25 protein-coding genes are annotated in these 26,596 nt (G+C 61.6%); 7 read left to right on the forward strand and 18 right to left on the reverse strand.

The window, feature by feature from the left end; genetic code table 11:
* Positions 1 to 86: 86 nt before the first annotated feature.
* The gene (locus tag KHO23_RS03925; protein ID WP_211609710.1) at positions 87 to 404 is read left to right on the forward strand and encodes a Csu type fimbrial protein; all 318 of its coding nucleotides are present in this window, start codon (positions 87 to 89) and stop codon (positions 402 to 404) included.
* Between the two features lie 53 nt (positions 405 to 457).
* On the opposite strand, the gene KHO23_RS03930 is transcribed toward KHO23_RS03925, so the two are convergent.
* From KHO23_RS03930 to KHO23_RS03970, 9 genes are all read right to left on the reverse strand, one after another.
* Positions 458 to 1,423: a Csu type fimbrial protein gene (locus KHO23_RS03930; protein ID WP_211609711.1), complete on the reverse strand. Its 966-nt coding sequence runs from the start codon at positions 1,421 to 1,423 to the stop codon at positions 458 to 460.
* A complete protein-coding gene (locus tag KHO23_RS03935; protein WP_236066721.1) occupies positions 1,420 to 3,735 on the reverse strand; it encodes a fimbria/pilus outer membrane usher protein in 2,316 nt (771 codons plus the stop codon). The genes KHO23_RS03930 and KHO23_RS03935 overlap by 4 nt, the downstream gene beginning before the upstream one ends.
* A 199-nt stretch (positions 3,736 to 3,934) precedes the next feature.
* Positions 3,935 to 4,639: a fimbrial biogenesis chaperone gene (locus KHO23_RS03940; protein ID WP_407946034.1), complete on the reverse strand. Its 705-nt coding sequence runs from the start codon at positions 4,637 to 4,639 to the stop codon at positions 3,935 to 3,937.
* 98 nt (positions 4,640 to 4,737) lie between these two features.
* Complete coding sequence (locus KHO23_RS03945) at positions 4,738 to 5,220, reverse strand: Csu type fimbrial protein (protein WP_211609839.1); 483 nt, start codon at positions 5,218 to 5,220, stop codon at positions 4,738 to 4,740.
* A 591-nt stretch (positions 5,221 to 5,811) separates the two neighbouring features.
* The gene (locus tag KHO23_RS03950; RefSeq protein WP_211609713.1) at positions 5,812 to 7,548 is read right to left on the reverse strand and encodes an oleate hydratase; all 1,737 of its coding nucleotides are present in this window, start codon (positions 7,546 to 7,548) and stop codon (positions 5,812 to 5,814) included.
* A gap of 426 nt (positions 7,549 to 7,974) precedes the next feature.
* Positions 7,975 to 9,183: an MFS transporter gene (locus KHO23_RS03955; protein ID WP_211609714.1), complete on the reverse strand. Its 1,209-nt coding sequence runs from the start codon at positions 9,181 to 9,183 to the stop codon at positions 7,975 to 7,977.
* 63 nt (positions 9,184 to 9,246) lie between these two features.
* On the reverse strand, positions 9,247 to 9,723 hold the full coding sequence (locus tag KHO23_RS03960; RefSeq protein ID WP_211609715.1) for a VOC family protein: 477 nt from the start codon (positions 9,721 to 9,723) through the stop codon (positions 9,247 to 9,249).
* Positions 9,724 to 9,754: 31 nt separating this feature from the next.
* Positions 9,755 to 10,231 carry a VOC family protein gene (locus KHO23_RS03965; protein WP_211609716.1) on the reverse strand — a complete coding sequence of 159 codons (477 nt, stop codon included), beginning with the start codon at positions 10,229 to 10,231 and terminating at the stop codon, positions 9,755 to 9,757.
* Between the two features lie 153 nt (positions 10,232 to 10,384).
* Entirely contained in the window at positions 10,385 to 12,064 is a 1,680-nt protein-coding gene (locus KHO23_RS03970) for an SH3 domain-containing C40 family peptidase (RefSeq protein ID WP_211609717.1), read from the reverse strand.
* Positions 12,065 to 12,438: 374 nt separating this feature from the next.
* Between KHO23_RS03970 and KHO23_RS03975 the strand changes: the two genes are divergently transcribed.
* The 5 genes from KHO23_RS03975 (at position 12,439) to KHO23_RS03995 (ending at position 16,194) form a co-directional block, all read left to right on the forward strand.
* The gene (locus KHO23_RS03975; RefSeq protein ID WP_120345723.1) at positions 12,439 to 12,861 is read left to right on the forward strand and encodes a TOBE domain-containing protein; all 423 of its coding nucleotides are present in this window, start codon (positions 12,439 to 12,441) and stop codon (positions 12,859 to 12,861) included.
* Between the two features lie 177 nt (positions 12,862 to 13,038).
* Positions 13,039 to 13,539, forward strand: coding sequence for a GAF domain-containing protein (locus KHO23_RS03980; protein ID WP_211609718.1), 501 nt, complete (start codon positions 13,039 to 13,041; stop codon positions 13,537 to 13,539).
* A gap of 198 nt (positions 13,540 to 13,737) precedes the next feature.
* Positions 13,738 to 14,805, forward strand: coding sequence for an aromatic ring-hydroxylating dioxygenase subunit alpha (locus KHO23_RS03985; protein WP_211609719.1), 1,068 nt, complete (start codon positions 13,738 to 13,740; stop codon positions 14,803 to 14,805).
* A 34-nt stretch (positions 14,806 to 14,839) separates the two neighbouring features.
* The gene (locus tag KHO23_RS03990; RefSeq protein ID WP_211609720.1) at positions 14,840 to 15,007 is read left to right on the forward strand and encodes a rubredoxin; all 168 of its coding nucleotides are present in this window, start codon (positions 14,840 to 14,842) and stop codon (positions 15,005 to 15,007) included.
* Positions 15,004 to 16,194, forward strand: a complete 1,191-nt coding sequence (locus tag KHO23_RS03995; protein ID WP_211609721.1) for an NAD(P)/FAD-dependent oxidoreductase — start codon at positions 15,004 to 15,006, stop codon at positions 16,192 to 16,194. Before KHO23_RS03990 ends, KHO23_RS03995 begins: the two co-directional genes overlap by 4 nt.
* Before the next feature lie 137 nt (positions 16,195 to 16,331).
* Here the strand turns inward: KHO23_RS03995 and KHO23_RS04000 are convergent, their stop codons facing one another.
* Positions 16,332 to 17,252: a LysR family transcriptional regulator gene (locus KHO23_RS04000; protein WP_211609722.1), complete on the reverse strand. Its 921-nt coding sequence runs from the start codon at positions 17,250 to 17,252 to the stop codon at positions 16,332 to 16,334.
* Between the two features lie 445 nt (positions 17,253 to 17,697).
* Between KHO23_RS04000 and KHO23_RS04005 the strand changes: the two genes are divergently transcribed.
* Positions 17,698 to 19,407 carry a putative bifunctional diguanylate cyclase/phosphodiesterase gene (locus KHO23_RS04005; RefSeq protein ID WP_211609723.1) on the forward strand — a complete coding sequence of 570 codons (1,710 nt, stop codon included), beginning with the start codon at positions 17,698 to 17,700 and terminating at the stop codon, positions 19,405 to 19,407.
* Between the two features lie 5 nt (positions 19,408 to 19,412).
* On the opposite strand, the gene KHO23_RS04010 is transcribed toward KHO23_RS04005, so the two are convergent.
* From KHO23_RS04010 to hemF, 8 genes are all read right to left on the reverse strand, one after another.
* Positions 19,413 to 20,537 (reverse strand): extracellular catalytic domain type 1 short-chain-length polyhydroxyalkanoate depolymerase, encoded by a 1,125-nt coding sequence (locus KHO23_RS04010; RefSeq protein WP_211609724.1) that lies wholly within the window; start codon positions 20,535 to 20,537, stop codon positions 19,413 to 19,415.
* 108 nt (positions 20,538 to 20,645) lie between these two features.
* The gene (locus KHO23_RS04015; protein WP_211609725.1) at positions 20,646 to 21,071 is read right to left on the reverse strand and encodes a CopG family transcriptional regulator; all 426 of its coding nucleotides are present in this window, start codon (positions 21,069 to 21,071) and stop codon (positions 20,646 to 20,648) included.
* A gap of 332 nt (positions 21,072 to 21,403) precedes the next feature.
* Positions 21,404 to 22,873 carry a ribonuclease G gene (gene rng, locus KHO23_RS04020; RefSeq protein WP_211609726.1) on the reverse strand — a complete coding sequence of 490 codons (1,470 nt, stop codon included), beginning with the start codon at positions 22,871 to 22,873 and terminating at the stop codon, positions 21,404 to 21,406.
* 9 nt (positions 22,874 to 22,882) lie between these two features.
* Positions 22,883 to 23,512, reverse strand: coding sequence for a Maf family protein (locus KHO23_RS04025; RefSeq protein ID WP_211609727.1), 630 nt, complete (start codon positions 23,510 to 23,512; stop codon positions 22,883 to 22,885).
* Positions 23,513 to 23,711: 199 nt separating this feature from the next.
* A complete protein-coding gene (gene rlmH, locus KHO23_RS04030) occupies positions 23,712 to 24,182 on the reverse strand; it encodes a 23S rRNA (pseudouridine(1915)-N(3))-methyltransferase RlmH (protein WP_093639533.1) in 471 nt (156 codons plus the stop codon).
* An 81-nt stretch (positions 24,183 to 24,263) separates the two neighbouring features.
* Positions 24,264 to 24,722: a ribosome silencing factor gene (gene rsfS / locus KHO23_RS04035; protein WP_211609728.1), complete on the reverse strand. Its 459-nt coding sequence runs from the start codon at positions 24,720 to 24,722 to the stop codon at positions 24,264 to 24,266.
* Positions 24,723 to 24,726: 4 nt separating this feature from the next.
* Positions 24,727 to 25,467 carry a nicotinate-nucleotide adenylyltransferase gene (locus KHO23_RS04040; RefSeq protein ID WP_211609729.1) on the reverse strand — a complete coding sequence of 247 codons (741 nt, stop codon included), beginning with the start codon at positions 25,465 to 25,467 and terminating at the stop codon, positions 24,727 to 24,729.
* Between the two features lie 26 nt (positions 25,468 to 25,493).
* Positions 25,494 to 26,417 carry an oxygen-dependent coproporphyrinogen oxidase gene (hemF, locus tag KHO23_RS04045; RefSeq protein ID WP_211609730.1) on the reverse strand — a complete coding sequence of 308 codons (924 nt, stop codon included), beginning with the start codon at positions 26,415 to 26,417 and terminating at the stop codon, positions 25,494 to 25,496.
* Positions 26,418 to 26,596 lie beyond the last annotated feature (179 nt).

Raw genomic sequence — 26,596 nt, forward strand, 5'->3', positions numbered from 1 at the left:
TTGCCAATAAAGACCTAAAGTTTCCTGCATGAATTGCCGAAAAGACCGGTATCGCCACCCGTGCCGGGAGCCGATCCCGGACCATCATGATGCCCCGCAACATAGCCGCCACGTTAGTGGCAATCCTGCTGGCATCGCCAGCCTCAAAGGCATGGCCAGCGGGGCTTGCCTCGATCCCGGTAAGCTTGACCGTGCAGGAAACCTGTGTCATCCAGTCGGTGGACGCGGCGATCACCGTTGCTAATCAACCGGCGGTTGCCTGCCTGCACGGGGCGCCGTTCCAGATATCCCAGGTTGCACTCGACCCCGCCGCGCCGGGCGAAACCGGCCGCGATCACGTGCAACCGGTGGAATTTCTCGCTACCCACGATGCCCAGCAAACGGTCTGGATGATCAACTTCTAGAAATCATCCAGCACTCGCGCGATCCCTCGGCCGACAAGTACAAAGCCAAAAAATCAGAAGCTGATCGTCGCGGTAATCGCGTCGCTGTAGTTGCCGGGTGTCGGCGTCGTCTGGGACGGTACCACGCCATACACCGTGATCGATACCGCATTGCCCGTGCCTGTGCCTGTCGGCATCGTTGTGCCCGCCGTGCCGTCTCCCCACACGCTCGCGTGGCCAGCATCGGTATAAAGCTGGTAATTCACCGTCCCTCCGCCGCCCGAGCGCTGCATCTGGCGCGCCGCTACATTTCCGCTCGAACCACCGTTCAGCGCAATCCGGTAAGCGTCGCCATTGGTGCAGCGTGCTGTGATCGAACCCTTCGCGTTCAACGCCGAACTCAACACGCCGCTTGCGGTGAAGGCGACATTCGTCGCGCTGATCAGGCAGTCGTTCACCACCGTCGCGTTGGCCGTAAAGCCGAAGCTCCCGGCGCTCGTCGTCAGCGCGGCGCAACCTGGCGAGACGAGCAGAAAGAATCCATACGTCAGCGAAGTCTGGCTTAAGGTCTGCGAGTAGACAGTGCTGGCGTTGCCGGCGGTCGGCACCGTCGCCTGATTGGCCGTGACCTGTCCGTAGAAATTCACCGACGCCGTCGCAGTATTGCCGACCAATGGTTTATTGAGGATCACCGAAATGGGCGTAGTGCCCAGCGCGATCGATCCCCACGGGATCGAGTGTGCGGCGTCCTGATAGAGCCCGTACAGCAACTGGTTGCTGCCACTGCCCAGGTAGCGCGGCGTCGCGCCGCCCTGATTCAGGCAAACCTGCACGCTCGGCGTTAGCGTAATCACCGGCCATGTGCACGAAATGGTGGCGGTGCCGGTCGCGGACACGGCGCTCAGTGCGATCGGACTGATGTTGCCGAAGCTGAGCGCCGAGGCGCTTGCGGTACAGGTCTGTGCACTCGCACGCTGCGGCAGCGCGCCGAGCAGCGCGCATAACACCAGAAGCAGCAGGAGCCTTAGGGGCCGTCTCATTGCGTCCCCGCTGTGCCCGTCGCGGTGCTTCGGCAGGTCAATGGTCCAAGTGTCGGCAACGAGCCGTCAGCGGGGCGCTGATACGTGAATTCGACGCTGCAATGCGCGGCGCCGGTGTCGATCTCGAGATGGTTCTCGCGCTGCAAATTCTCGATGAAGGTCAGACCGTCGTAGCCGACGATCGTATCGCCGCCGCTTTCGACGTGATGCACGCGCGTGCCCGGCGGCAGCAGCTTGCCGTCGGCGCCGCGCAGGATCAGTGAGGCCGCGCTGTAGCGCGACACCCGGAAGTTCGCCAGAATGCCCGTGCGCGATTCCGGCACCAGATCCATGGAGGTCGTGGCGATACGCGAGTCGGCGGGCAGATTCATGCTGTCGATCGCGACCTGGTTGTGCTGGTACGCGTTCAGGTCCGGTATCAGCAGATGGCCGTTGTGGTCGGTCGTGCCGATCACGCGATTTTCGTGCAGCACCGGCACGCCCGCGACGCCGTCGGTGGACACCAGCGCGAAGCCGTCGTCGATACGCCGCGCCGGCTGGATGCTGTGGTCCATCAGCACGATCGCGCCGGTCACGTCGAGCGAGGCGTTCGCATGCCGGTCGATGTCTTGCGCAAGCGCGGTCACCTCACCGTAGTTGCCGAGATATTGCGCCTGCGCCTGGCGGTACGGCACCGCGCCCGAGCCGCCCGCCTGCACCCCCCAGCCCCAGCCGCCGGCATAGTCGGGTGGCCGCTGCGCATTGAGGTTGTAGGTGGACTGGCCGTTCTGACGGCCGACACTCGCGTTGATCGCGGTGTTGTTGCCGAGGCCGACGCTCACGGTCAGGAATACTCCGTTGGTGTTGTGCTGCAAAAAGTCCTTGTACGTGCTGAGCGTGAGCGAGGCCAGATTGCCGAAGTTCAGCGTGTACGACAGTGAACCGATCCGCGACGCGGGAATGCCCGGAAAACGGTAGCCGATATAGCTGAGCGACACGGTCTGGCGGCTGAAGAAGGGCAACGCCAGCGTCACGCGGTCGGTGGCGGTGGGCACCGGCGTGCCGTCGCGCGCGGCGAGGTCGCCGTAGTTGCCGTAGGCGCGCAGCGTCTGGGCATCGATCGAGAAGTGCGGTTCGATCAGCTGATAGCCGAGACCGACCTGGGTGCCCGTCAGCTTGCCGGCGCTCGCGGACAACGAGCCGTTGATCACGCCGGCCATGCCCATGCGCACCAGCGCACCGGCCTCCGCGTTGACGAGGCCGCCGGTGGCTTCCGCATGGCCTTCGAGCGTCAGCGCGTCGCTCACGCCGCGCCGCGCGGTGGCGCTGACCGCGGGGCGTGGATCGTAGGAGAACGAATCGATGCCGTACGCGCGGCGCAGAAACCCCGCTTCGAACGAATAGCTCGACAGGCCTGCTGCCAGCATTCGGGTGTCGACGTACAGCGGCAGCGACGTCGATATGGTGCGGCCGAGCGCGTCGTGCGTGATGACGGTGGCTTCGCCCGCGCCGGTGATGCCCGGCACGTTATTGACGATGAACGGCCCGCTCGGCACATTGCCGCTGAATTGCCGCACGTTGTTGATGTACAGATCCACCGCCGACGGCACCACGGCCGTGCCCGAGAGCGCCGGCACCGGGAACGTCACGAGGTCGGGGCGCAGCGCAAAGTTGCTGCGCCACTGGAAGCCGCCGATGCGGATCGAACGGCTCCAGTCGAGTGAAGACGAAATGGTGTCGCCAAACTGCGTGGTGCTGAGCGTGGCCGGGTTCGAGGTGCTCCACGAGGTGTCGTAGCGTACGTAGCGATGCAGATCGCGGTACAGGTACGCGATACCGGTGTTGCTCAGTACGCCGGCCGGGTCGAAGTAGCGCTCCTCGCTCCACAATGCGAACTGCGCATTGGTGTCCGTTTGCGCGAACGCGTCGTAGTTGATCAGAAAGCCGCGCGACGCGGTGGCATTCGGCGTTTGCGCCAATTCACGCGTGTCGAACGTGTACGGCTTGCGGATCGCGTCGGGCACCTGCAGGTCGATGGTCTGGCGCGAGGTGTCGTATTGGTAGTGCAGACCCGGAATCTGGTCGAGTTCGATCGAAGCGGTGTCGGCGGCACCGAGTTTGTCGGTGGCGATGCCGACTTCGCTCAGATCCTTCGCGGTGGCGCTGAGCCGGCCGCCGACGTCGCGAAAATGCGCGATCAACGAGGTGCGCTGGCCGTTGAGCATGACTTCCAGATACAGATCACGGGCCGTCGCGGCGTCCGGCGCGGCCTTCGCCGCAATGGGCTGGGCGCTGGCCACAGGAAGCGTCTGCGCGACCGCCTGCGCGTCCATCTGAGTCACGCTCAGCAAGTACACCGTTGCCGCGACCGCGGAGGCATGCCGTCTCCATCCATGACGTTTTCGCCGTCGTGTCATTCTCATCGATTGCGTGGCGGTGCATCGTGTCCATTCCCAGTAGTCCAGGTGCTATCAAGGCCGGGCTTGGGTGCCTATCGTCAGCACGTGTGTTGATCCTTATGTCCTCGTGTGCCTATTCGACACTCACCGTCGCCTCAGCCGGCAACGAGTTGACCGCGGCGCGCACCTTCAGCGGACCGTTCCGGGCGGCGTTGTCCGGCAGCGTGACCGGCCAGTGTCGTTCACGGCCGGCCAGCGCGTAGCCAAGCAGTCCTTTGTTGATCACGTAGACGTTGCCTGCCTTATCGATCAATTGCACGGCGGCGATCTGTGCGCGCTTTTTGCCCGCGTTGTCGACTTGCAACATCCAGCTTTGCGCGCCACGGGACAGATGCCAGGATAGCTTCGGCTGGCCGATGTCGACGGGCGGTTCGACGAACACCGGCACCGAGTAGCGCAGGCGAATCGTCACGCCGCTGGTGGGCGTGGCATCAGGTTCGGGCAACTCGTCGATCAGCACGCGATAGCCCTGCTCGGCGGCCGACGGCTGAGGCGTCGCGCGCACCAGCCGCACCAACTGATCGGCATGCGCGGCGATCTGGATCAGCGGTGGGCTTGCCACCAGGTCCTGGGTGGGCGTGAGCGTGTCTTCGCCGCTTGCCTGATCCCAGCGGAACACGCGCACCTGGCCGAATAGCGGTTTCTCGCCGGGGTTCTTCAGCGTGATACCGGTCGCATTGGCGTCCGCGGACATATCGACCATCACCGGCGAGATTTGCAGCGTCGCGGCTTGCGCGAGCTGTGCCGTCAGACACCACGCGAATGCGCTTGCCACCAGTAGCCGGCGAGGCAGGCCCTTGGCGCTCGCAACGCGCGTGTTTGCACACCACGTACTTGCGTACCGCGTACTTGCGTACCGCGTACTGGCATACCGCGTCAAAAGTAGACCGTCGCTGTAATGGTGGTCTGATAGGTGTCAGGTTTTGGGGTTGTCTGCGCCGGCACCTGGCCGTACACGACAATCGATTGTGCCGAGCCCGTACCGGTGCCGCTTGCCGTGTTGGTGCCCTGCGTATTGCCCCAAGGGGTGGTGTGGCCGGCGTCCTGATACAGCTGGAACCCGACTGTGGTGGCGGTATTGCCGGTGGCCGTGCCGGCCATCAAGCGGCTCACCACTGTGGAGCCGGTGACCGTGCCGGCGTCGAGCCCGACGTTGTACGGCGTGGTGTTGGTGCAGGTCACGGCGACGGTGGTTTGCTGGTTGATCGCCGTGCCGAGCACGCCGTTGCTGCCGAAGTTCAGCGGGTTCGCGCTGATCGAGCAGTTGGCGTTCAACGTAAGCGTGACGTTGAAGGTGGCGACGGCGGTGCCGTTCGAATACGTGGCCGCGCGTGCGAGTTGTAGCGGCAAGCCGAACATCAAGGTGACGATGAGGCTGGACGACAGCAATTTTTGTTTCATCACGAGACCTCGCAAGCGGACAAAACGCTGATTTTCCAATTGCGTGCACAGTTGGAAATTGCGCTGGCCGGATAGTGGATCAATTCAATGGGTATTCCAAAGCAGCGTAATTGCGTTATGCAAGGGGTGTCGCGTTTGATGGAATTCAGTCTACACCAGACTTTCTTCGTAATACAAATTCTTGCGTTGAGTAATTAATTCAGAATGCCGGCTGCAGGCGGTGTTGCGTGAGGCGGGAAGATAAAGAAATTGGGAAATTGTTTCTGCATGCGCACTCGGGAAAATACTTAATTCAGGTAATTTTTTCTAATGAAGGCGAATATTTTTTATTTTTTATTGGGTATGAATGGCCTGATGGCATTTGTATCAGGGCGTCGAGATCGATCGTTCACCCGACGGTTTCGCGCGCCTGCTGCGCGCGACGCGCGAGAACGACGCGCCGGGTGTATTTCGACTATGCGCGGGTGCCTCATTGTCGCCTACCGGGACAGGTCGCGCCCCAAGAAGCTCTTCCTGACTTTGACGGGCTTCTTGGGACCGCCGGAGAGACTAGATGATGCTGTACTGCTTCAGTAGATCTTCAACAATTGTTCCTGAGACAGCACCCAACATCTTCTGGTCGATCGGGAGCTTCCTGCCATCCATCATCTTGGATGCTGCTTGCAGCAATACGCGAATATCGAAGCACGATCCGAATACCTCGGGTACGCCACGATCGACGTTCAGCAGCGTATAAACTGCTTCCATAGCGGTTCTCGCAGAGTATTCCACCGTAAACACCGTATCTCTTGCCGTGTCGGAAAACTGGCCGATGAATGCGAAGTTCACACTGCCGTCGGGCACGACTTTGGGCCTATCGCCCTTGGTTCTCGGCATGAAGAACGAAGTAACATACGGCATGACGCAAGGAATGCAATTGGCCGAATTTTTGGCCAGATCATGGATCTCTGATTCAGCTACACCCATGTGATACAACCATTCCTCTACGATCTCGGTGCCCGTGCATTCTTTCATGGGCTTTTTGATGTAGTTGCCGGGCGTATCGCCAAACAACCCGTACAGCCACACCACCAACTGATTCTTCGGTTGGTCCTTGAAGTGCGGCTGGCGATTCATCGTATAGCTCATCAGCCAGTTTGAATCCTTGACTGTAATGATGCCGCCCGTTACCACCTTGCCGCTATACGGATCGCGCTTGCAGATATCCTGGATACGCTTTGGAATCTTGTCGTCCAGCAGGGTAACCGTTGCCGACTCCCAATTGGTTTCTTTTGTGTGCGCGCAGAATTTCTCCGGGTTTCCGAAAGCAGGGCTTTGTTTGGCAATATTTCGCCACAAATCCCAACTGCCTCCAGCTGAATTTTTCAGTACAGGCGCATGGTCGTTATCGCCAAGGGCAGAATTTTCAGTGCAGCTGCCATTGGTGATAAACACCAGGTCATTCTCAGTGAGGTTGATGGTCTTGACGTCGCCATTCTGCCGGCACTGTATTTTTGTGGCAACCTTCCTGTTTTCTGCAATATCGAAGACAACGTTCGTCACGACCGTGTCGTACACGAAATTCACCCCATGCGATTCCAGATATTTCACAACCGGCAAAATGAGGGATTCGTATTGGTTGTACTTTGTGAACTTCAACGAGGAGAAGTCCGACAGGCCGCCAATGTGGTGAATAAATCTTTGAAGATACAACTTCATCTCGAGGGCGCTGTGCCACTCCTCGAAAGCGAACATGGTCCGCCAGTAAAGCCAGAAGTTCGATGAGAAAAATTCCTCGCTCAATACGTCGGAAATTTTCTTGTCGTACAGTGCTTCGTCGCGGGTAAGGAACAGACTTGAGACCTCCTGGAGAGCCTTCGCACTGAAGTTAAATCCCTCAAGGCCCGCATGTTCTCCTCTATTCACCGTGACCCGCATCAGGGATGCGTTAGGGTCCTTTTTGTTGAGGCGGTAAAACTCGTCCAGCACAGAGATGCCTTCTGTCTCAAGCGATGGGATGGAGCGATACAAGTCCCACAGACATTCGTAATGATTTTCCATTTCGCGGCCACCGCGAATGATGAAGCCTTTTTGTGGGTCGCGAATACCGTCGCAAGCACCGCCCGAAAGCTTCATTTCCTCAAGGATGTGAATATTCTCACCCTTCATCTGGCCATCGCGCACCAAAAAGGCGGCCGCTGACAATGACGCGATGCCTGCGCCAATCAAATAGGCTGATTTCTGGTCCACATTTTCTGGTTTCTCTGGTCGCGCAAACGCCTCGTAGTTTCCATTGCTGTAGTACATAATCCCGCACCTTTCAAAAATGAAATACTAATTCGAACTGAGATCACGTCGTGGAACCGTGTAACCTACAGTTCGTGAATAATGCAGCGGTATTGCCTGCGTATTTGGTCGCGACCCGATTCAGATCTTACCAGTGATATGTTAAGCAATGACTTGCAGAAAAATCAGAAAATGGTGTGGGAGTTTTTCTGATGAACTGTTCCGAGGTGGATGGAGACGCCACCGCTTGAGAAAAAAAGGAGACTTTTCGCACAGGTGAAAATGCTAATCAGTCAATAAGAATAGAGAGAGCCAACGCCGCAGGCACAAAGGAGAATGCCTGCGCGATTCGATTTATTGAATCTATGTCAATTGATTCGATAGTTGATGAGCGATTCGCTAATCGTGCAATTGAGTATTAAGCGCTTTCCGCCGCGACATCAGGACTCATTCCCCAATGGCCAGCGTGCGCTTGCGTCGCGACAGCGCCGAGCCGATCGACACCGCCGCGCCGATGCAGCCCATCGCCACCGAAAGAATCACGATCAGCAAGCCGGTTTGCGCCCGTGCCGAAAACACGCCGACCAGCAAACCGGCGAGCGGTTGCGTCATGTTGTTCAGCAAGATCACGACGCCGGTCGTCTTGCCGTAGTCCTCGGGCGGAATGATTTTCTGCCGTGCGCTGCGAATATAGACATTGAACATCTTGTCGAAACCGACGATCAGCAGGAAGCCGAGCGCATAGCCCCACGGTGCGGCGCTCGCACCGGCGATCACGCCACCGGCACAGATGGAAATGAACGCGACCCGCCCGAGCGTCTGCGCAGGCCAGGTGTTCCGTGCGATCGTCAAAAGGATCAGCACGGTGGCCACGGCGCCGGCGGTCTGCAGGCCGGCGTAGTAGCGATTCGATTGCGCATGAAAACCGGTCACCATCGCGGCGGATGTCGCGAGGGTCACGCCGATCACCAGATTTTCGGCGGCAGCGAGCAGCACGACTTTTTTCAGACCGGGTAGCACCAGCACATGACGCAGCGCGATGCGCAGAGGCATGGTCCAGTGACCTGGTGTCGCGGAAGGTGGGTTACCGGGGCGGAAGCCGCTGGTGTGTTGCCACAGCAGCAGCGCTGCATCGGCGAGCAGAAACAGCGCGCCGGTTGCGCCGACTACCCACTCCCAGCGCCACACGCTGAGCAGCATTGCGGCCAGCATCGGGCCCAGTACGAAGCCCAACTGGTCGGCCAACTGCGAGTAGGCGAGCACACGCTGGAACTGTTGCGTGCTGAAGATTTGCGGCAACATCACTTCGCGTGCAACCAGCCCTTGGCTCGTGAGCACGCCACACAACGCCGACAGCGCGATCAGCCAGCCGATGCCGCCAAACAGCGCATAAGCCAGCACGCCGCCGAAACATACCAGCGCGCGCACGGTCTGACTGATCCGCATCAGCCGTAGCGGTGAGATGCGGTCGCACAAGGCGCCGAAGAAGGGAAAGACCAGGTAGCGCGGCAGCGTTTCAATAAAGAACGCGAGACCTGACCACGATACCTGGTGTGTCGTCTGAAATACGACGAGCGGCACGAGGAAAAGCAGGACCTGATCGGCAAGACGCGCGGCAAACAGCGAGCAGAAAAAAGCCTGATGGTTGACGCGCACCGTTCATGTCCCGCCGTTTATGAGTCAATTCATGGGTCGAGACCGATCCTATCAAAGTTTGCGTCAGCCACTCCGGTAAGCCTGTTCGAGCAGCGCGATATCGAGTTTGACCATTTTCATCATGGCTCGCATCACACGGCTTGCTTTCGCGGTATCAGGATCGCGCACCATCTCGCCGAGTACGTCCGGCACGATCTGCCACGAGACGCCGAACTTGTCCTGAATCCAGCCGCATTGCCACGGCTTGCCGCCGCCTTCGGAGAGTTTCGTCCAATAGGTGTCGATCTCCTGTTGCGACGCGCAGTGCACGAACATTGAAATAGCCGGCGAGAAGGTGTATTGCGGGCCGCCGTTCAAGGCCATGAACTCCTGACCTTCGAGTTCGAATGTGATGGCCAGCACCTGGCCTTCCGGCCCAGGGCCGGCGTCGGTGTAATGCATCGTGGTGGCAATACGGGAATTCGAAAACACCGACGTGTAGAAGCGCGCGGCTTCTTCCGCGTTACCGTCGAACCATAGGCATGGCGCAATCTTTTGCATACGACCTCCTCGTCCTGGATGGGCGCGCGGCTTATGTCGGGCCGCACTCCATACCCTGCATACCTTGCTGAATCTGTTCCGGGGTCAGGTCGCGCTTGTGCGTGGCGAGCGACCAGCTGTGGCCGAACGGGTCCTTCAACTGGCCGTAGCGGTCGCCCCAGAACATGTCGGCAAGCGGCATGGCGACGGTCGCGCCGGCCTCGACGGCCTGGTTGAAACTGGCGTCGACATCCTCGACGTAGTGGTGAATCGTGACCGGCGTGCCTTTCAGCGCATTCGGGCCCAGCGCGTTGTGGTCGGGCCATTCGTCGGTCAGCATCAGCATGGAGTCGCCGATCTTCAGGCAGGCGTGCATTACTTTGCCACCCGGCCCGGGCAGGCGGTATTGCTCGACGGCGTTGAAAGCCTTGGTGTAGAACGCGATGGCGTCTGCGGCGTTGGCGCAAATCAGATACGGGATCAGCGAGTGCATCCCGTCCGGGATCGGTTTGACAGCGGGGCTGGACATGACGGCGACTCCTTGAAGTAACAGGTTCGTGAGTTGAAAGACCGACTGCGTGAGCCAGGCCTTCAACGATACGACGAGTGCACCGCCTTCGAATCGACACTCCGGAAAAAATATTTCCAAGCACGGCCGTGCGGTGCGGTGCGGCGTGCAGGTTCAACCGGCCGGATTGTCGTCGTCCGGCGGGGCGGCGGGTGTGCCGGGCGCTGACGGTGTAGAGGGCGCCGCTGTTGCGCCCCCCGGTGCGCCGCCCGGTGCGCCGAGAATGCTGATCTGGAACGTCGGGGTCGCCGCGAGCGATTGCAACGTCGCGTCTTCCGGGATGTGTTCGAACAAAGGCAGGATCACCGAGCCGCCGATCACCGCGCGCCGGCTATTGTCGGCTGGACGTAAGCCCCATACGTCCTGGTAGACGACTGGCACTGCAGCGCCGTTGCGGGTCGTGTTGCCGATGTACAGCATTACATGGCCGCCGATGTAGATCAGCGTGCGCAACGGTTCGCCATGCTGGGCGAGGTAGTCGAGCCGTTGGGCGGGTGTCGACGCGGACAGATCGATCATGCGTCCGGCGCTCAGCTGCGTCGACGAATGGCGCGGCAGCCACACGCCGAACGTCGCAAAAATGCTTTGCAGTTCCGAAGAACAGTCGTTGTAGAGGCCGCTATTACCCCAGCCGTACGGCCGCCCGATCAGCGTTTTCATCAGCATCGCCAGATGCCGCGGGGTGGCGGCGAGCGGCATCGGGGCGATCTGCGCGTCGCTCAGTTGGGCGACGCGGATGATTGCCTTGCCGTCCACGTCGCGGGCGGGAACCAGGAGTTTGCGGGAGGAGGTGGCGTCTGCGCTTGCGGTTTTATCTGCCCGTGTCGAGGGCCGCGCGCCGTTGCCCGCAGCGAGCGGCAGCAGTGTGCCGGCGGGCGCGTCGAAGCGGAACACGCCGCGGCTGTCGCGTAGTGGCGCCGAAGCGACCGTCACCGCGCCCAGCGACTTCGCGGTGGCGGCGCGCCAGGCGTCGACGAAGGTATCGTCGGTCATGCCAAGCCCGTCACTGCGCACCCAGCCTTGCACGTCGGGCGTCTGCACATAGCGCCACGCACCGTCGGCGCTGCTGCCCAGCACATACAGCGGCGTGCCGGGGCGTACCGCCGAGATCTGCAGATTGTCGAACGGATAGCCTTCGCCGGCCAGGTGGCGATCGTAGAACGATGGGTCCATGGTCGGCAGTTCGCGCACCATCAGATTGCTGGTGGCGATCGCACGGCGTTCGGGCTGGTAGACGGGCTCCTGCGAGAACTGGCCGACCGCCATGTTTTGCGCGATGGCGTCGATCCACGCCTTGTCGTGTGGTCGAAAATTCTCGCCATAGCCGATCGCCGCGCCGCTTTTACCCGTATTGTCGAACTTGCCGATGCGGCGCTGCTGCAGCGCGACAATGTCAGCGCCTTGCTGACGGTACACGCGCAGGGTCACGTAGGCGGAATTCCATGGCGACGGCGCCGTCGTGCCGGTGCCGAAATAGCGCGCGTAGAGGGCGCTGAAGTGCGCCTGCTGATCCGCGGGACTCAGGAACGGCTGGTCGTAGCCGGGGCTGTCCGGTTCAAGCCAGTGGTCGACGTTCTGGTCGTAATTGGCGATCGGGAACAGTGCGACCGTGTCGACACTCGTGTGGGCTTCGCGCGTCGGCGACGGATTGCTGCAGGCGGCGAGGGTCACCGCGACGGCAAGGGCGGCGCAAAACCTGGCGGCGCGACGGGCGTGCGGCAACCTGGCGGCGAGGTGCGCGGCGAGGTGCGCGGCAGAGCAGGCGGCAGGGCGGGACAGGACGGCGACAGGCATAGGGTTCGACAGAGATGGTCCAAGGGCTCGATGATACGGTGTCGCACGACGAGCCAGGCAGCGAATGCCCACTGCATTGACGTGGAGCGAACGAGCGGCGGTTTCTCACGCTTACAGGCGCCTCGCGGGTTTGAGCGCCGCTTTTCGTTCACGAGAAGGTGGCAGCATGAAGCCAATTGCCTGCGCTGGGCTTCTACGGCGTTATGAGTGTATTTACACAACGCTTATGTGTTTTCATTGGAGTTCGAATCGTCAATAGCGGCTGTGCGATACCGCACTTCACTCACACGTGGCCGCTCGGGCCGGGCGTCCCGTTACACTCGATACATCGCCTCGAATCGTTTTTGACGAGGCTCCACCACCAGGAGAACATCATGCAAACCAGCGCACGCAATCAATTCGCCGGCGAAGTCGCCGAAGTCAAACACGGCGCTGTGAACGACGAAGTCACGTTGCGCACCCAGGACGGTCTCGAGATCGTGGCGATCATCACGCACGGTAGCGCGACGTCGCTCGGCCTCGCTGCCGGCAAGAAGGCGTTTGCACTGGTCAAGGCGTCGTCGGTGATCGTGATGGTCGACGTGACGAAGAGCCAGGTGTCGGCACGCAACTGCATCGCCGGTACCGTGTCGGCTGTTACCAAGGGCGCAGTGAATTCGGAAGTGACCATCAGCGCGGGCGGCGCGCAGATTGCCGCGATTATCACCAATGAAAGCGTCGACCGCCTCGGCCTCGCGAGCGGCAAAGCGGCAACGGCGATCTTCAAGGCATCGAGCGTGATCGTCGGTGTCGAATAACGCTTGATGCATGGCGTTGTCCGCAGGGCTAACGTCTGGGTCAAGCCATCAGGCCGCACGTGATCGGATGGAAAGAGGGCAGCATGCGCAGCAGGGGGGCGCCGTGAAGGAAACGGCGGCTTGATTTACACTGCACGCCTCGCTGTTTCTCTTTCCGCTTTCATTACGGACGCCGTCATGTTCGAAGTCTCCTCCGCCTCGCATCTCCCCAAAGCCGCGCAATACGAAGAACTGGTCGCCCAGGCGCGCGCGCTGCTCGCCGGCGAAACCGACTGGATCGCCAACGCCGCGAACTTCTCCGCGTTCGTATTCCATTCCCTAAGTGATCTGAACTGGGCCGGTTTCTACTTCCACGACGGCCGTGAACTGGTGGTCGGGCCGTTCCAGGGCAAGCCCGCTTGCGTGCGCATCGCGCTCGGCAAAGGCGTGTGCGGCACGGCAGCGCTTACCCGCCAGACGCAAGTGGTGCGCGACGTGCACGAGTTCCCCGGTCATATCGCCTGCGATTCGGCATCGCAATCGGAAATCGTCGTGCCGCTCGTTGCACCGGACGGTACGCTGATCGGCGTGTGGGATGTCGACAGCCCGGTCGTTGCGCGCTTCGACGAAGAAGACGCGAAGGGCATGGAAGCGCTTTGCGCGGTGTTTATCGAAGCCGCGCTGCCGCGTGCATCGTAGCGTTTTAAGGTGCGCTGATTCGGTGGTACGGCGGCACCCTATGCTTTTTCGTACATAGACTAGATGCATTTCAGGGGATGGGTCGGCGGACCTCATCCCGCTATCGTTCTCTCCACGCGCTCAAGACGCCCCGAAGGAAGTTCCCTCGGGAGACAGCACATGAGCGCGACGAACCCCCAACAGGTTTTGGAGACACGCATGAGTTCCGCCACCGCTACTGCCACCGCCACGCCGCTGACATTCCAACGTTCCCCCGCTTTACCCCGCAATTGCACCTTCGATAGCCACGACTGGGAGATTCTCAGCCGCTACTGGCATCCGGTGGCGTTCGCCGCCGACGTGACCGACAAACCCATCAGCGTGACGCTGCTCGACGAACCGTTGGTCGTGTTCCGCTCGAACGGTCAACTGGTGAGCGCGCGCGATATCTGTCCGCATCGCGGCGCGCCGCTCAGCCAGGGGTGGGTCGCTAACGGCAATATCGTGTGCCCGTATCACGGCCTCGCGTACGGTAGCGACGGCAAGTGCAAGCACATTCCGTCGCAAACGGACGGCCCGATTCCCGATCGATTGCATCTCGTCACGTATGCGACGCAGGAAGCTTATGGCCTCGTGTGGGTCTCGCTGGGTGGTGGCACCGAAGCGTTGCCCGCGTTTCCCAACTGGGACGATCCCGACTTCCAGCAGATCTTGCCGCCCTCGATCGACATTAATGCTTCGGCGGGACGTCAGACCGAAGGCTTCATCGACGTCGCGCATTTCGCGTGGATTCACCACGACAGTTTCGCCGACCGCGAGAACCCGGTGGTGCCGCAGTATTCGGTCGAGCGGCGCGAACGTGGCATGCATGCGGAGTATGTGAGCACGGTCAGCAACTTCCCGAAGTCGATGCAGCATCGCGCGCCCGAGGGTTATCTGTGGCGCCGCTTCTTTGACGTGGATGTGCCGTTCTTTGCGCGCCTAACCGTGCATTTTCCCGAAAACGGCCGCCTGTCGATCCTGAATGCGGCGAGCCCGGTGTCCGCGCGTACGACGCGTCTGTTCGTGCCGATCGTGCGCAACTTCGATAAGGATTTGCCGCTCGAGGACGTCTACGCATTCAACCGTCAGGTGTTTGAAGAAGATCGAGCGATCGTCGAGCAGCAGCGCCCGGAAGATTTACCGATCGACCGCGCGGCGGAGGCGCCGATTCTCGCCGACCGTTCGTCGGGTGCCTACCGTCGAGCGTTGGCCGAAATCGGTCTCGGCCAGGCCTATGTGCGCTAGTTCGCAGTGCGATTCGTGATTCGGGAGAGAAGCCATGAAAGTATGGGAATGCGTGATCTGCGGCTTTCGCTACGACGAAGCACTGGGTCTGCCGGAAGCGGGTATCGCACCGGGCACGCGCTGGGAAGACGTGCCGGGCGACTGGCTGTGTCCGGACTGCGCGACCGGCAAACACGATTTTGAAATGCAGGTGATCGCATGACGGCCGCTCAGCGTGAGGACAAAGGACAGCCGGTGGTGATCGTCGGCACGGGCATGGCGGGTTATACCGTCGCGCGCGAATTGCGCAAGCTCGACAGCACCGTGCCGATCGTGATGATCAGCCGCGATGACGGCAGCTTCTATTCGAAGCCGATGTTGTCGAACGCATTGGCCATGAAGAAAGAGCCGCAAGCACTGGCGAGTTTCGACGCCATGGCGATGGCGGCGCAACTGGGTGCGTGGATTCGTGTCCACCAGCGCGTGGAGCGCATTTTGCCGGCCGAGCGCACGCTGGTTGTCGATAACGCGTTGCTCGGCTATAGCAAGCTGGTGCTGGCCACGGGCGCGGACCCACGCCGCCTGAAGCTGGCGGGCGACGGCGCGGCCGATGTGATGTCGATCAACGATCTCGGCGATTACGCGCGTTTCAGGTTGGCGCTCACGCGTTGCCGCTCGGTGGCGATTCTGGGTGCGGGGCTGATCGGCTGCGAGTTCGCCAACGATCTGGCGGCCGCCGGTTATGCGGTCAGTCTGATCGATCCTGCTTCAACGCCGCTGGCTCGCTTGCTTCCGCGAGACGTGGGTGAGATCTTCGCCCGCGCTTTGGACGATGGCGGCATCCGTTTTCATCCTGGCCGCAGTGTGAGTCGTATCGACCGCTTGTCGGACGGTTACCGGTTGACGTTCACCGAAGGTGAGCCGATCGACGCGGATCTGGTCGTGTCGGCGGTCGGTCTCGCGCCGCGGACGGCACTTGCCGCGGCAGCGGGTCTTGAAATCGATCAGGGCATTCGAACCGATGCATGGTGCCGCACCAGCGCGCCGGATATCTACGCACTCGGCGACTGTGCCGCCATCGACGGCAAAGTGCAGCCGTATGTTCTGCCGATCATGCACGCCGCGCGCGCACTTGCGCGCACCCTGGCCGGGCAGCCGACGCGCGTTGCTTTCCCGGTGATGCCGATTACCGTGAAGACGCCCGCGAGTCCCGCCGTTGTCGTGACACCCGCGGGCGAGGGCGCATGGTCGATCGAAACCGCCGGCGACGCGGCGCAGCATGCAGCCCGCGCCGTATGCCGGCATGCGGACAGCGAGCGTCCATTAGGCTTCGCCTTGCTTGGCGCCGCGGTCGAGGGCAAGGCCGCGCTGATCAAGGCCATGACAGAAGGGCCATTGGCTGCTAGCTGACCCATAACAATCTTCCGTCTGACCGACCTCACTTTGTGATCGCTCGGTGTTTTAAAGGGCCTGTCACCTGAAACACATCCGATGATCGCGTTCGCGCCGCAAGCATTGCTTGCGGCGTTTTTTTATCTGCCTAAAAGTTAGGAAGCCAGATCTTTAGCGACGTTGGCAATCAACCTGCGCAGCCAGATCGCGGCGACGCTGCGATGCGTGCGGTCGTGCCAGAGTTGATAATAGGTGAGCGCTTGCGGTTCACCGGGAATCGGCTCGATACGCAGCGGCAGCATCCTGGCGTAGTGCGTGGCGAGCGCGCGGGTGGTGGTAAACAGCAGATTGGAACGCGCCAGTACGTAGGGCGCCATACCGAAGTAGGGCAGTGTCGTGGTGACGGTGCGCGCCAGGCCGTTGCGGGCGAGTTCGACGTCGACGGTGCCCCATGCCGTCGTGTTGTAGGTCATCACGGCCAGGTGTTCCGCTTCTTCGTAGACGTCCTTGCTAAGCCGCCCCGGCTTGATGGGGTGGCCGTTGCGCATCAGGCACACCAGTTCGTCCTTGCACAACGGCTGCAAGTGCAGATGCTCAGGCGGCGTGCGCCAGTTGCCGATCACCAGATCGAGAAAGCCGCTTTCCAGGCCATGTTCGTAGCCGCCGTCCACCATCATCAGATGCCTGAACTCGAGCTTTGCGCCGGGCGCTTCGCGATGAAACGTGTCGACCACGGCGGGGACGAAGAATGCATCGAGATAGTCCGGTGAGCCGATCCGAAAGGTCTGGCTGGTGGTGGCCGGATTGAACGAGGTGGTGGGATGCAGAATGGCCGCGATATTGTTCAGCGCTTGTGCCGTGGGTTCGACCAGCGTGAGCGCATGCGCGGTGAGAACCATCCGGCTGCCGCTGCGCACCAGCAGCGGGTCGCCGGTCATGTCGCGCAGTTTGCGCAGCGCCACGCTAACGGTTGGCTGCGATTGTCCGAGCAATGCTGCCGTGCGCGATACGCTCGATTCGGTCAGAAGCGTGTGCAGCACCTTGAGCAGGTGCGAATCGATGACTTCCTTGGACATGAAATGCGGGACCCTGTTTCGTGCGGATCCATGCGGTGGGGCGGTGGTCTTTTATTGAAGGATCGCGAGCAAAATATATCGGCGGATATAACGGTCGTCAATCCGTCGAAGCCCTGTGCGAAGGCGTCGAAAGCCGGTGCGCATTGAGTCATGAGGCGCGGGGTATCCCGGCAATAGCGAACGCTTTATGATGTGCGCGATGACGGGCATGCTTCCGCCGGAACTGGGGAATACACCGAGGGAAACGATTGCCGCGAAGAATGCGCGCCCTGCCCGGCAGTTCCGGGCAGGAAAGCCGCTATCATACGCACGCTGATATACCCGCTTACCCGGCGGATTGGACCGAATCCGCCTGCTTTGCCGGTTGCGCTGTACGCGTCAAGAAAAACGCTCACTCGCTTTCCTCATTCGCTGTCAATACCCAGGAAACTCAAAGGCCGGCGCGATGCAAGACCATTATTACGCCGAAGCGCGCATGCGCGACGCCGCGCTTGCTGCGGCGCCGTACGGCATGTTCATCTGCACGGCCGACGGCACGTTCGACTCCGTCAACGCTGCTTTCGAAAAGCTGACCGGGTTTAGCGCCGAAGAATTGATCGGCCGGCGCACCATTGAGTCCTTGCACGATCCGGCAGAACTCGCGAGGCGGCGCGCCGAATTGCCGCCGCTCTCGGCGGTAGGCTCGCGCTATGAGGGTGAATGGACCTATGTGCGGCGCAACGGCACTCCGATTCGCGTGGTGTTCGCGCTGGCGCCGCTCGCCGCGGGGCCGGCTTATACCGGTGGTGTAGCCTTGGAGCCGGCACGCTATGTCGGCACCGCCATCGACATGACGCGTTACGCGCAATCCGAGGCGCGCCTGTGGTACGTCGCGCATCACGACGGCGTGACCCGCCTGCCAAATCAGACGCTTTTCACCGAACGCCTCGAACTCACGATCGCGCGCTGTCAGCGGAGTGGCAAGGGCTTTACGGTGCTGATCGCCGAACTCGATCATTTGCGCAAGCTGCGCGATGCGCTCGGTTTGCATGCGGCCGAGCTGGTGTTACAGATCGTCGGCGAGCGGCTGCGCGGTCTCTTTCCCAACGACGGTACGATCGCCTCGATCGGTGGCACGCAATTCGCGCTTCTGATCAACGAAACCGGCCCGGCGGCGGATTCTTTCGCTGCCGAAGCACTGAGCCGCATCGCCGAATCGATCGACTACGCGGGCACCGCGTTGAATATCACGGCGAGCATCGGCATCGTTGCCTATCCCGCCGATGGTGCCGATGCGCCGACGCTGATGCGCCGCGCGGGTGTGGCGTTGTCGGCGGCTTCGGCGGTGCACGGCAATGCGGTGCGGCGCTTTTCTACCGCGCTCGAAGGCCAGGCGGCACGCCGCTTCGAGCTGGAGGCGATGCTGCGCGAAGCCCTCGAGCGCCAGCAGCTGCATCTCGTGTATCAACCGCAGGTGACGCTTGCCAACGGACGCATCGCGCAAGTGGAGACGCTGCTGCGCTGGAATCATCCGCAGCGTGGGTTGATCAGTCCGGTCGAATTTGTGCCGGTCGCGGAAGAGTCGGGTTTGATCGAGCAGATCGGCGAGTGGGTGATTCGTACCGCGTGCCGCGACGCCGGCAAATTGCTGCGACTCACCGGTACCATGCCACGGATCGCGGTGAACGTGTCCCCCCAGCAATTCCAGCGGCACAATCTGTTCGAGACGATCCGCGAGGCGCTCGAAGACGCCGCGCTTGACCCCTCGTACCTGGAAGTGGAAATCACCGAGGGCGTGCTGCTTGGCGATACGGAGCAGGCCTTGCAGACGCTGCATGCGTTGCGCGAATTGGGCGTTGAAGTCGCGGTGGATGACTTCGGCACCGGCTATTCGAATCTCGCTTATCTCACGCGTTTTCCGCTGAACCGTGTAAAAATCGATCGCTCGTTTGTGATGCGCATGAGTACCGATCCGCAATGCGCGCTGCTGGTCGGAGCCATTATTGCCATGGCGCATGCGTTGAAGCTGCGCGTGACGGCCGAGGGCGTGGAGACGGCCGAACAGGCCGCGCAACTGGAAGCGCTTGGTTGCGACGAGGCACAAGGATTCTGGTTCTCGCGGCCCATCACCCTCGCGGCATTGCGCAATTTGCTGAAACCGTTGGGTACCGCTTGACGCGCTCAGTGCGTGCCTGAAGCACGCGGATGGGCGAGAAAAAAGCGCAGCATCTCGGCCGCCGCATCGGGGCCGGACGGGTCCGTGAACGAGCCATGCGGACTGCCGCCCGCCCATGCGTGGCCCGCGTCATGAATCGACCAGTATTCCGCTTCGACACCATTTGCCGCAACAAGCCGCCGCACCGTGCAACCACGCCGGCCGTTCGCCGTGCCTGCCGTACCTGCTGGAAGCGACGGCGAGCTGACTGTCGTGATGCCGGCATCGAAGCCCGCCACGAGCGCTGTGGCGTTCGAGGGATGCACGGTCGTGTCCGCATCGCCATGAAACACAATGAGCGGGCGTTGCGGTTCGACGCGCGAGCGGGTGCGATTTGTTTTGGCGCCCTTCATTGCGGCGAGCGCCGAGGGCAGATCCTTCGCGCTTCCGTAGGCGAGGCCGGAATGCACGCAGGCTGCTGCGTACAGGTCAGGCGAAGTCTTCAGCATCACGTCCGCCATTGCGCCGCCCGCTGATAGGCCCGCCACATAGACGCGTGCCGGATCGATGCGATAGCGCGCGATCACCTCACGCGTGATGCCCGCGATCAACGACGGCTCGCCCTGGTCGCGCTGCTGGTCGGTAGGCTTGAACCAGTTCCAGCACGCCGAATGATTGGCAGCCAGCGACTGATTCGGATACACAACCATGAAGCCGAGACGCTCGGCCATTGCGTTCATGCGCGTGCCGGCCGCGAAGTCGTCGGCGTTTTGCGTGCAGCCGTGCAGCATCACGATTAGCGGCAACGGTTCGTTGTTGTAGACAGCGGGCACGTAGAGCTTGTATTGGCGTTGGCCCGCGCTGTTGCTGAAAGTGTGAGTGCTGAAGGTGCCGGGCGTGTCGGCGTCGAAAGTACGCTCGGCAGGGGCGTGCGGTGTGGTGGTGCGTGATTGCGCCTGCGTCCACGCTTGTGCCCATTCGTTGATGTTCTGCGGCGTGTGCGGCGTTTGCGGGGTTTGCGTATGACCCGCTTCAGCCGCACCGCGCGCGAGCGCGCGTTGAACCGCCGCGGTCGCTTCCTTCGGCCCTTTTGTGCGCAGCAGGTGGAAGGCTTCTTTCATCGACTTCAGGAAATCTTCATTCATTTTCAAGGTCGTGGGCTGCTGCGTTAACCTGCATTGGGCGTGGCTGGGCCAGGCGACGAGCTTCATGGGCTCGACCGCGTGTTGGACTGCACGGATCAGCCATGCCGGCCGCGCCTACCTGATGCGGCCGGCGAGCGCTGCCTTGACCGCGGGCGAGGCGTGAAATGCGCCAAGCACCACCACCGATGCGATGGTGGCTGCCGCGAGTTCCGGCGGCACATCGGCTGCGATGCTGGCGAGGCCGAGCACATGAATGTCCAGCCGCTCGTTCGCGGCTTGAGCGGCTTCGAGGTCCTGCTTTGAGAAATGTTGCAAGCCGAGCACCATCGCACGCCGCGTCACCGTTTCCGTGACGACCTGCGCGTGTACGGCGAGCTGGTTGCGGATCGCCGTACGGATCAGATCGGTGCGGTTCGAGTAAAAACCTTCTTCGACGAGTAAGTCGATCTGGCCGAGGTCGACCGGGCCGAGATTGATGGTGATTTTTTCGGTCTCGCCGCCTTTGGGGCGCGAGGTGTCCATGAGTTTGAGCTTGGCCATTTATGTCGCGTGTGACGTTCGTTTAGCATCCGAGCGCCATCCATATAACATCCAATTGGATGGTTATACGCGTCTGGTATGGGTGGCGTCAATGGGGAAATTGAGGGCCGGTAGAGGTCTTTGGACAGTGGCCGTGCCGCAGCTTTCGATGCACGTGGCGACCGTTTTTAGTTAGCCGCTCGTCGAACGGGAGAGATCCCCTGGCGACAAATACGGTCCTGGATGGCCAAACAGCCGCTTTAGCGGCTGTTTTCATTTGGAGAATAAATTTAGGATGTCATACATTTGTTACATCGACGAAACGGGCTGTGCCACTCCGATCCCCCAGCCAACTACATCAGCACAATATCGTACTGTTCCTGGCTCAAATTCGACTCCACCTGCAACGACACCGGCTTGCCGATGAAATCGATCAACATCGCCAGATGCTGTGACTCTTCCTCAAGAAACAGATCGATCACTTGCTGCGACGCCACCACGCGAAACTCGCGCGGATTGAATTGCCGCGATTCGCGCAGAATCTCGCGCAGCACGTCATAGCACACCGTACGCGGCGTCTTGACCTGCCCCTTGCCCTGACACACCGGGCAAGGCTCGCACAACACATGCGCCAAGGATTCGCGCGTGCGCTTGCGCGTCATCTCCACGAGCCCAAGCTGCGAGAAACCATTCACCGTCACGCGTGTGCGATCGCGCGACAGCGCCTTCTTCAACTCGCCGAGTACCTGATCGCGATGCTCGACGTTTTCCATGTCGATGAAGTCGATGATGATCACGCCGCCCAGATTGCGCAGCCGCAGTTGCCGCGCGATCGTGTGCGCGGCTTCGAGGTTGGTCTTGAAGATCGTATCGTCGAAGTTGCGCGCCCCGACGTAGCCGCCGGTGTTCACGTCGATCGTAGTCATCGCTTCGGTTTGATCGATCACCAGATACCCGCCCGACTTCAGATCGACCCGGCGTGACAACGCGCGCTGGATTTCCGCCTCGATGTTGTACAGATCGAAGAGAGGCCGCTCGCCAGTGTAGTGATGCAGCTTCGACGACACCGCCGGCGTGAACTCCGCCGCGAAGTCGGCGAGCATCTGATAGGTCTCGCGGGAGTCGACCTGAATGCGCGAGGTCCCGTCATTCACAAAATCGCGCAGCACACGTTGCGAGAGATTCAGGTCCTGATACAGCAGGCTGGTCGGCGGCATGCGCTGACCTTGCGAAATGATGGTTGCCCACGTCTTGCGCAGATACGCGACGTCTGAGGCCAACTCTTCGCTGGTCGCGTCTTCTGCGATGGTGCGTACGATATAGCCGCCTTTTTCGTCGGCGGGCAACACGGCGGTCAAACGCGCTCGCACGGCTTCGCGTTCGGCTTCGCTTTCGATCTTCTGCGAGATGCCGATGTGCGGCTCCTGCGGCAGATACACAAGCGTGCGCCCGGCGATACTCACTTGCGTGGAGAGCCTCGCGCCCTTGGTGCCGATGGGATCCTTCACGACCTGAACCATCAGCGTCTGACCTTCGAACACGATCTTCTCGATCGGCTGATGCGGTGTCTGATGCTGCGGTTCACCGGCAATGCGCGGATGCCAGATATCCGCTACGTGCAGGAACGCGGCGCGTTCGAGACCGATGTCGATGAAGGCGGATTGCATGCCCGGCAACACGCGGACGACTTTGCCGAGATAGACATTGCCGACGCGTCCCCGCGACAGCGTTCGTTCGACGTGAAGTTCCTGGACGGCGCCTTGCTGGACGAGCGCGACTCGCGTTTCCTGCGGCGTGACATTGATCAGGATTTCTTCATTCATGGTGTTGTTTTAGAAGTCGATGCGCGCTGCACGCAGAAGGGCAGCTGTTTCAAAAAGCGGCAAACCCATGATACCCGAATAGGACCCATCGATATGCTCGATAAACTCCGCGGCACGTCCCTGCACGCCATACGCGCCTGCTTTGCCGAGCGGCTCGCCGCTAGCGGCATAGCGGCGCACGGCATCCGCTTGCAGTGCAGCAAAACGCACGGTCGATACCGATAGCGCGGCAGGCAGCAACGTGCCTTCTGCGTCAACCACCGCGACGGCCGTCAGCACTTCGTGATCGCGGCCCGCGAGGCGCGTGAGCATCGCGACGGCATCGTCGGCGTCGACGGGCTTGCCGAGGATTGCGTCGTCGATCGTGACGGTTGTGTCGGCAACCAGGATTGGCCGCGCGGCATGCCCGCCGGCTACCAGACGCGCCCGCGCAGCGTGCGCCTTGGCGACGCACACGCGCTGCACATAATCGCGCGCGTGCTCGCCGGGTAGCTCGGCTTCGAGCGCCTCGGCATCTTCATCGGGACGCGGCAGAAGCAATTCGAAACGCACGCCGAGCTGTTGCAGCAGTTCCTGGCGGCGTGGGCTCTGGGAAGCGAGGTAGACGAATGGATGCGGCGAAGCGGCGGGCGTTGGCATGAACAGGTCTCGATGATGCGGGTGGCGTCAATGCGCGAGAAGCGCGCGATGAGCATTGTCAGTCAAGCGACGATCGGCGTGTCAAAGGAGATGACGAAAAACGCATCGATAGGCGCGTCGATAAACGTGCTGGTCAGCGCGCCAATTGGCGCCAGGCAACGAGGCCAGAATCACGCGATCTGCTCGCCGCCTCGTTCGCTCACACGCGGTGATAGGGGTGATTTTGCGTGATGGTCCACGCGCGGTAAAGCTGTTCGGCGAGCAGCACGCGGACCATGGCGTGCGGCAGCGTCAGACTGGAGACACGCAACAGCATATCGGCACGTGCTTTCAGATCGGGATCGAGCCCGTCGGCGCCGCCGATCAGAAACGCCACGTCGCGGCCGTCCTGCTGCCAGCCGGGCAGGGCGCCGGCGAGCTGCATCGTGGTCCAATCCTTGCCGCGCTCATCGAGCGCGACAATGCGCGCGTTCTTCGGCAGCGCGGCTTCGATTTTCTGCCGCTCGGCCGCCATCACGCTTTCGGCCGGCCGACCTGACGAACGCTGCTCCGGTTTGATTTCGCGCAGCTCGATGCGCAGCTCTGGCGGCATGCGCTTCGCGTATTCGTCGAAGCCGGTGGCGATCCAGTCCGGCATCTTGTGGCCGACGGCGAGAATGTGCAGTTTCATGACGGACGTAATCGCGGATGGCAATCGCTGACCTAAGCGCAGAACCTGCGCGCAGGCTTAAGCGGTTTGCCAGCCAGGTGCTTACTTGCGGCGTGCCGCCGTTTTGCGTGCGGGCTTTTTGGCAACCGGCGCTTCGTCCTCTTCGTCCTCGTCGTCGAGCGGCTCGCTTGCGCTGGCGCCGCCAAACGGATTCGGCGTCGACAGCTTGATGCGCACCGGCTTGTCGCCCCAGATTTCTTCGAGGTTGTAGTACTGGCGCAGTGCCGGTTGCAGGATGTGCACGATCGCGTCGCCGCAATCGACCAGCACCCATTCGCCGATGTCCTCACCTTCGGTGCTGATGATGTCGCCGCCGTTTTCCTTGACGCTCTCGCGCACGCTCGAAGCGAGCGCCTTGGTCTGGCGGTTCGAGGTGCCGGAGGCGACGATCACGCGATCGAACAGCGCGGTCAGGTGGCTGGTGTTGAACACCTTGATGTCTTGCGCTTTGACGTCTTCGAGAGCGTCGACGATCACGCGTTGCAGTTTGCGAATATCCATGGGGTTACCGGTGGTACAGATGATGTTGAAGAATATAGTCCCACACCGCAGTGGGGACATGGCTCGCCGCCTGGTCTTGCTGTTCGCCGCCCACGTGGGCAAGCCGCTGGGTCACCTGTTCACGCAGATGCGCACGAATGTCGGTGGCCGAGACGTTGAACGCAAGCGTCGTATCGATCAGCAAGTGGCCGCAGGGGGTCGCTTGCAGAACGTCGGCGCGGGCACGGCGCGCGTCGATTTCCTGGGTGACCACGGGTGGAATCGACGCGAGGTCGAAACCGGGGCGCGTGGCCGCGCAGATGTGAGCGAAGTCGAACAGGCGCCGCCAGTCGCGCCATGTGTCGAGATGCACCAGTTGATCCGCGCCGATCAGAAGCGCAATCGACGCATTCTGGCCTTCGCGTTCACGCCACACCTGCAGCGTGTTGATCGTGTATGTCGGACCGTCGTGTTCGATCTCGTCGGTCGCCACCCGCACAGTCACGCCCGGCAGTACCAACGCGCTGGCGGCGGCGCGGGTCATCGCCAGCCTGTGTTGCGCGGCTGACACGTCCGTTTTCTGCCAAGGCTGGCCGGCTGGCAGGAGCACCAGCTCGGTCAGGTTCAGCACGTCGGCGAAACGCCGCGCGAGCGCGAGGTGGCCGTCGTGGATCGGATCGAAAGTGCCGCCGAGCAGTCCGATCCGGCGAGGCAGGGCGACAGGATGAGCGTTCGGCTTCAGGTGAAGATCCTTTGTCGTGGTCACGTGGTGTGCGGTGCGGGCCTAAAGCCTCACACCCACTCGCGCGGCACGAGAAAATCGCTGTAAAGGCGCGCTTCCGGCGTGCCGGGTTCGGGCTGCCAGTCGTAGCGCCATTTCACCACAGGCGGCATCGACATCAGAATCGATTCGGTGCGTCCGCCGCTCTGCAACCCAAACAGTGTGCCACGGTCGAAGACCAGATTGAACTCGACGTAGCGGCCGCGCCGGTATGCCTGGAAGTCACGCTCGGCTTCGCCGTACGGAATGTTGCGGCGCTTTTCGATGATCGGCAGGTACGCTTTGAGGAATCCCTCGCCAACGCTTTTCAGCATCGCGAACGATTGATCGAAGCCCGGCGCCGAGAAATCGTCGAAGAAAATTCCGCCGATGCCACGCGGTTCATTGCGGTGCTTGAGGAAAAAGTACTCGTCGCACCAGCGCTTGAAACTCGGGTAGAGGTCCGCACCGTAAGGCTGTAACGCGTCGCGGCACACACGATGAAAATGCTGCGCGTCTTCTTCGTAGCCGTAGTACGGCGTCAGATCCATGCCGCCGCCGAACCAGAACACGGGCTCTTCGCCGGCCTTGGTCGCAATCAGCAGACGCACGTTCATATGCACCGTCGGGCAGTGCGGATTGTGCGGGTGCAGCACGAGCGAGACGCCCATGGCTTCGAAACCACGGCCGGCCAATTGCGGGCGCGCGGCGCTCGCCGAACCCGGCAAGGCGTCGCCGGCTACGTCCGAGAAGCCGACGCCGGCCCGTTCGAAGAAATTGCCGCCTTCCAGAATCCGCGTGCAGCCGCCGCCGCGCAGCTTTTCGCCGGGGGCGCGCTGCCACGAGTCGGTCGCGAACGGCTTACCGTCGAACGCGCCGAGCGTGTCCGCGATATGCGTTTGCAGGCCTTGCAGCCAGCTGCGCACGGCCTGTGCGTCGTAGCTCGAATCGGTCATGAATGCAGATGCTGAGGGCGGTACGCTAGTCGTACCGCGGGTTCTTCGTGAAGGGTGACGGCCGGGCCGTCGTCAGGGTGTTCCTGCGAAGGCGCGGCAGTACGGTTATTCGCGCCGGGTGAAATGCCGGTCAGCCGGGGCGCGCCCACAGGGTGCGGTGAGTGCCGCAACGGCCGCGA

It is taken from the genome of Paraburkholderia haematera, assembly GCF_905220975.1.
Classification (GTDB): Bacteria; Pseudomonadota; Gammaproteobacteria; order Burkholderiales; family Burkholderiaceae; genus Paraburkholderia; species Paraburkholderia haematera.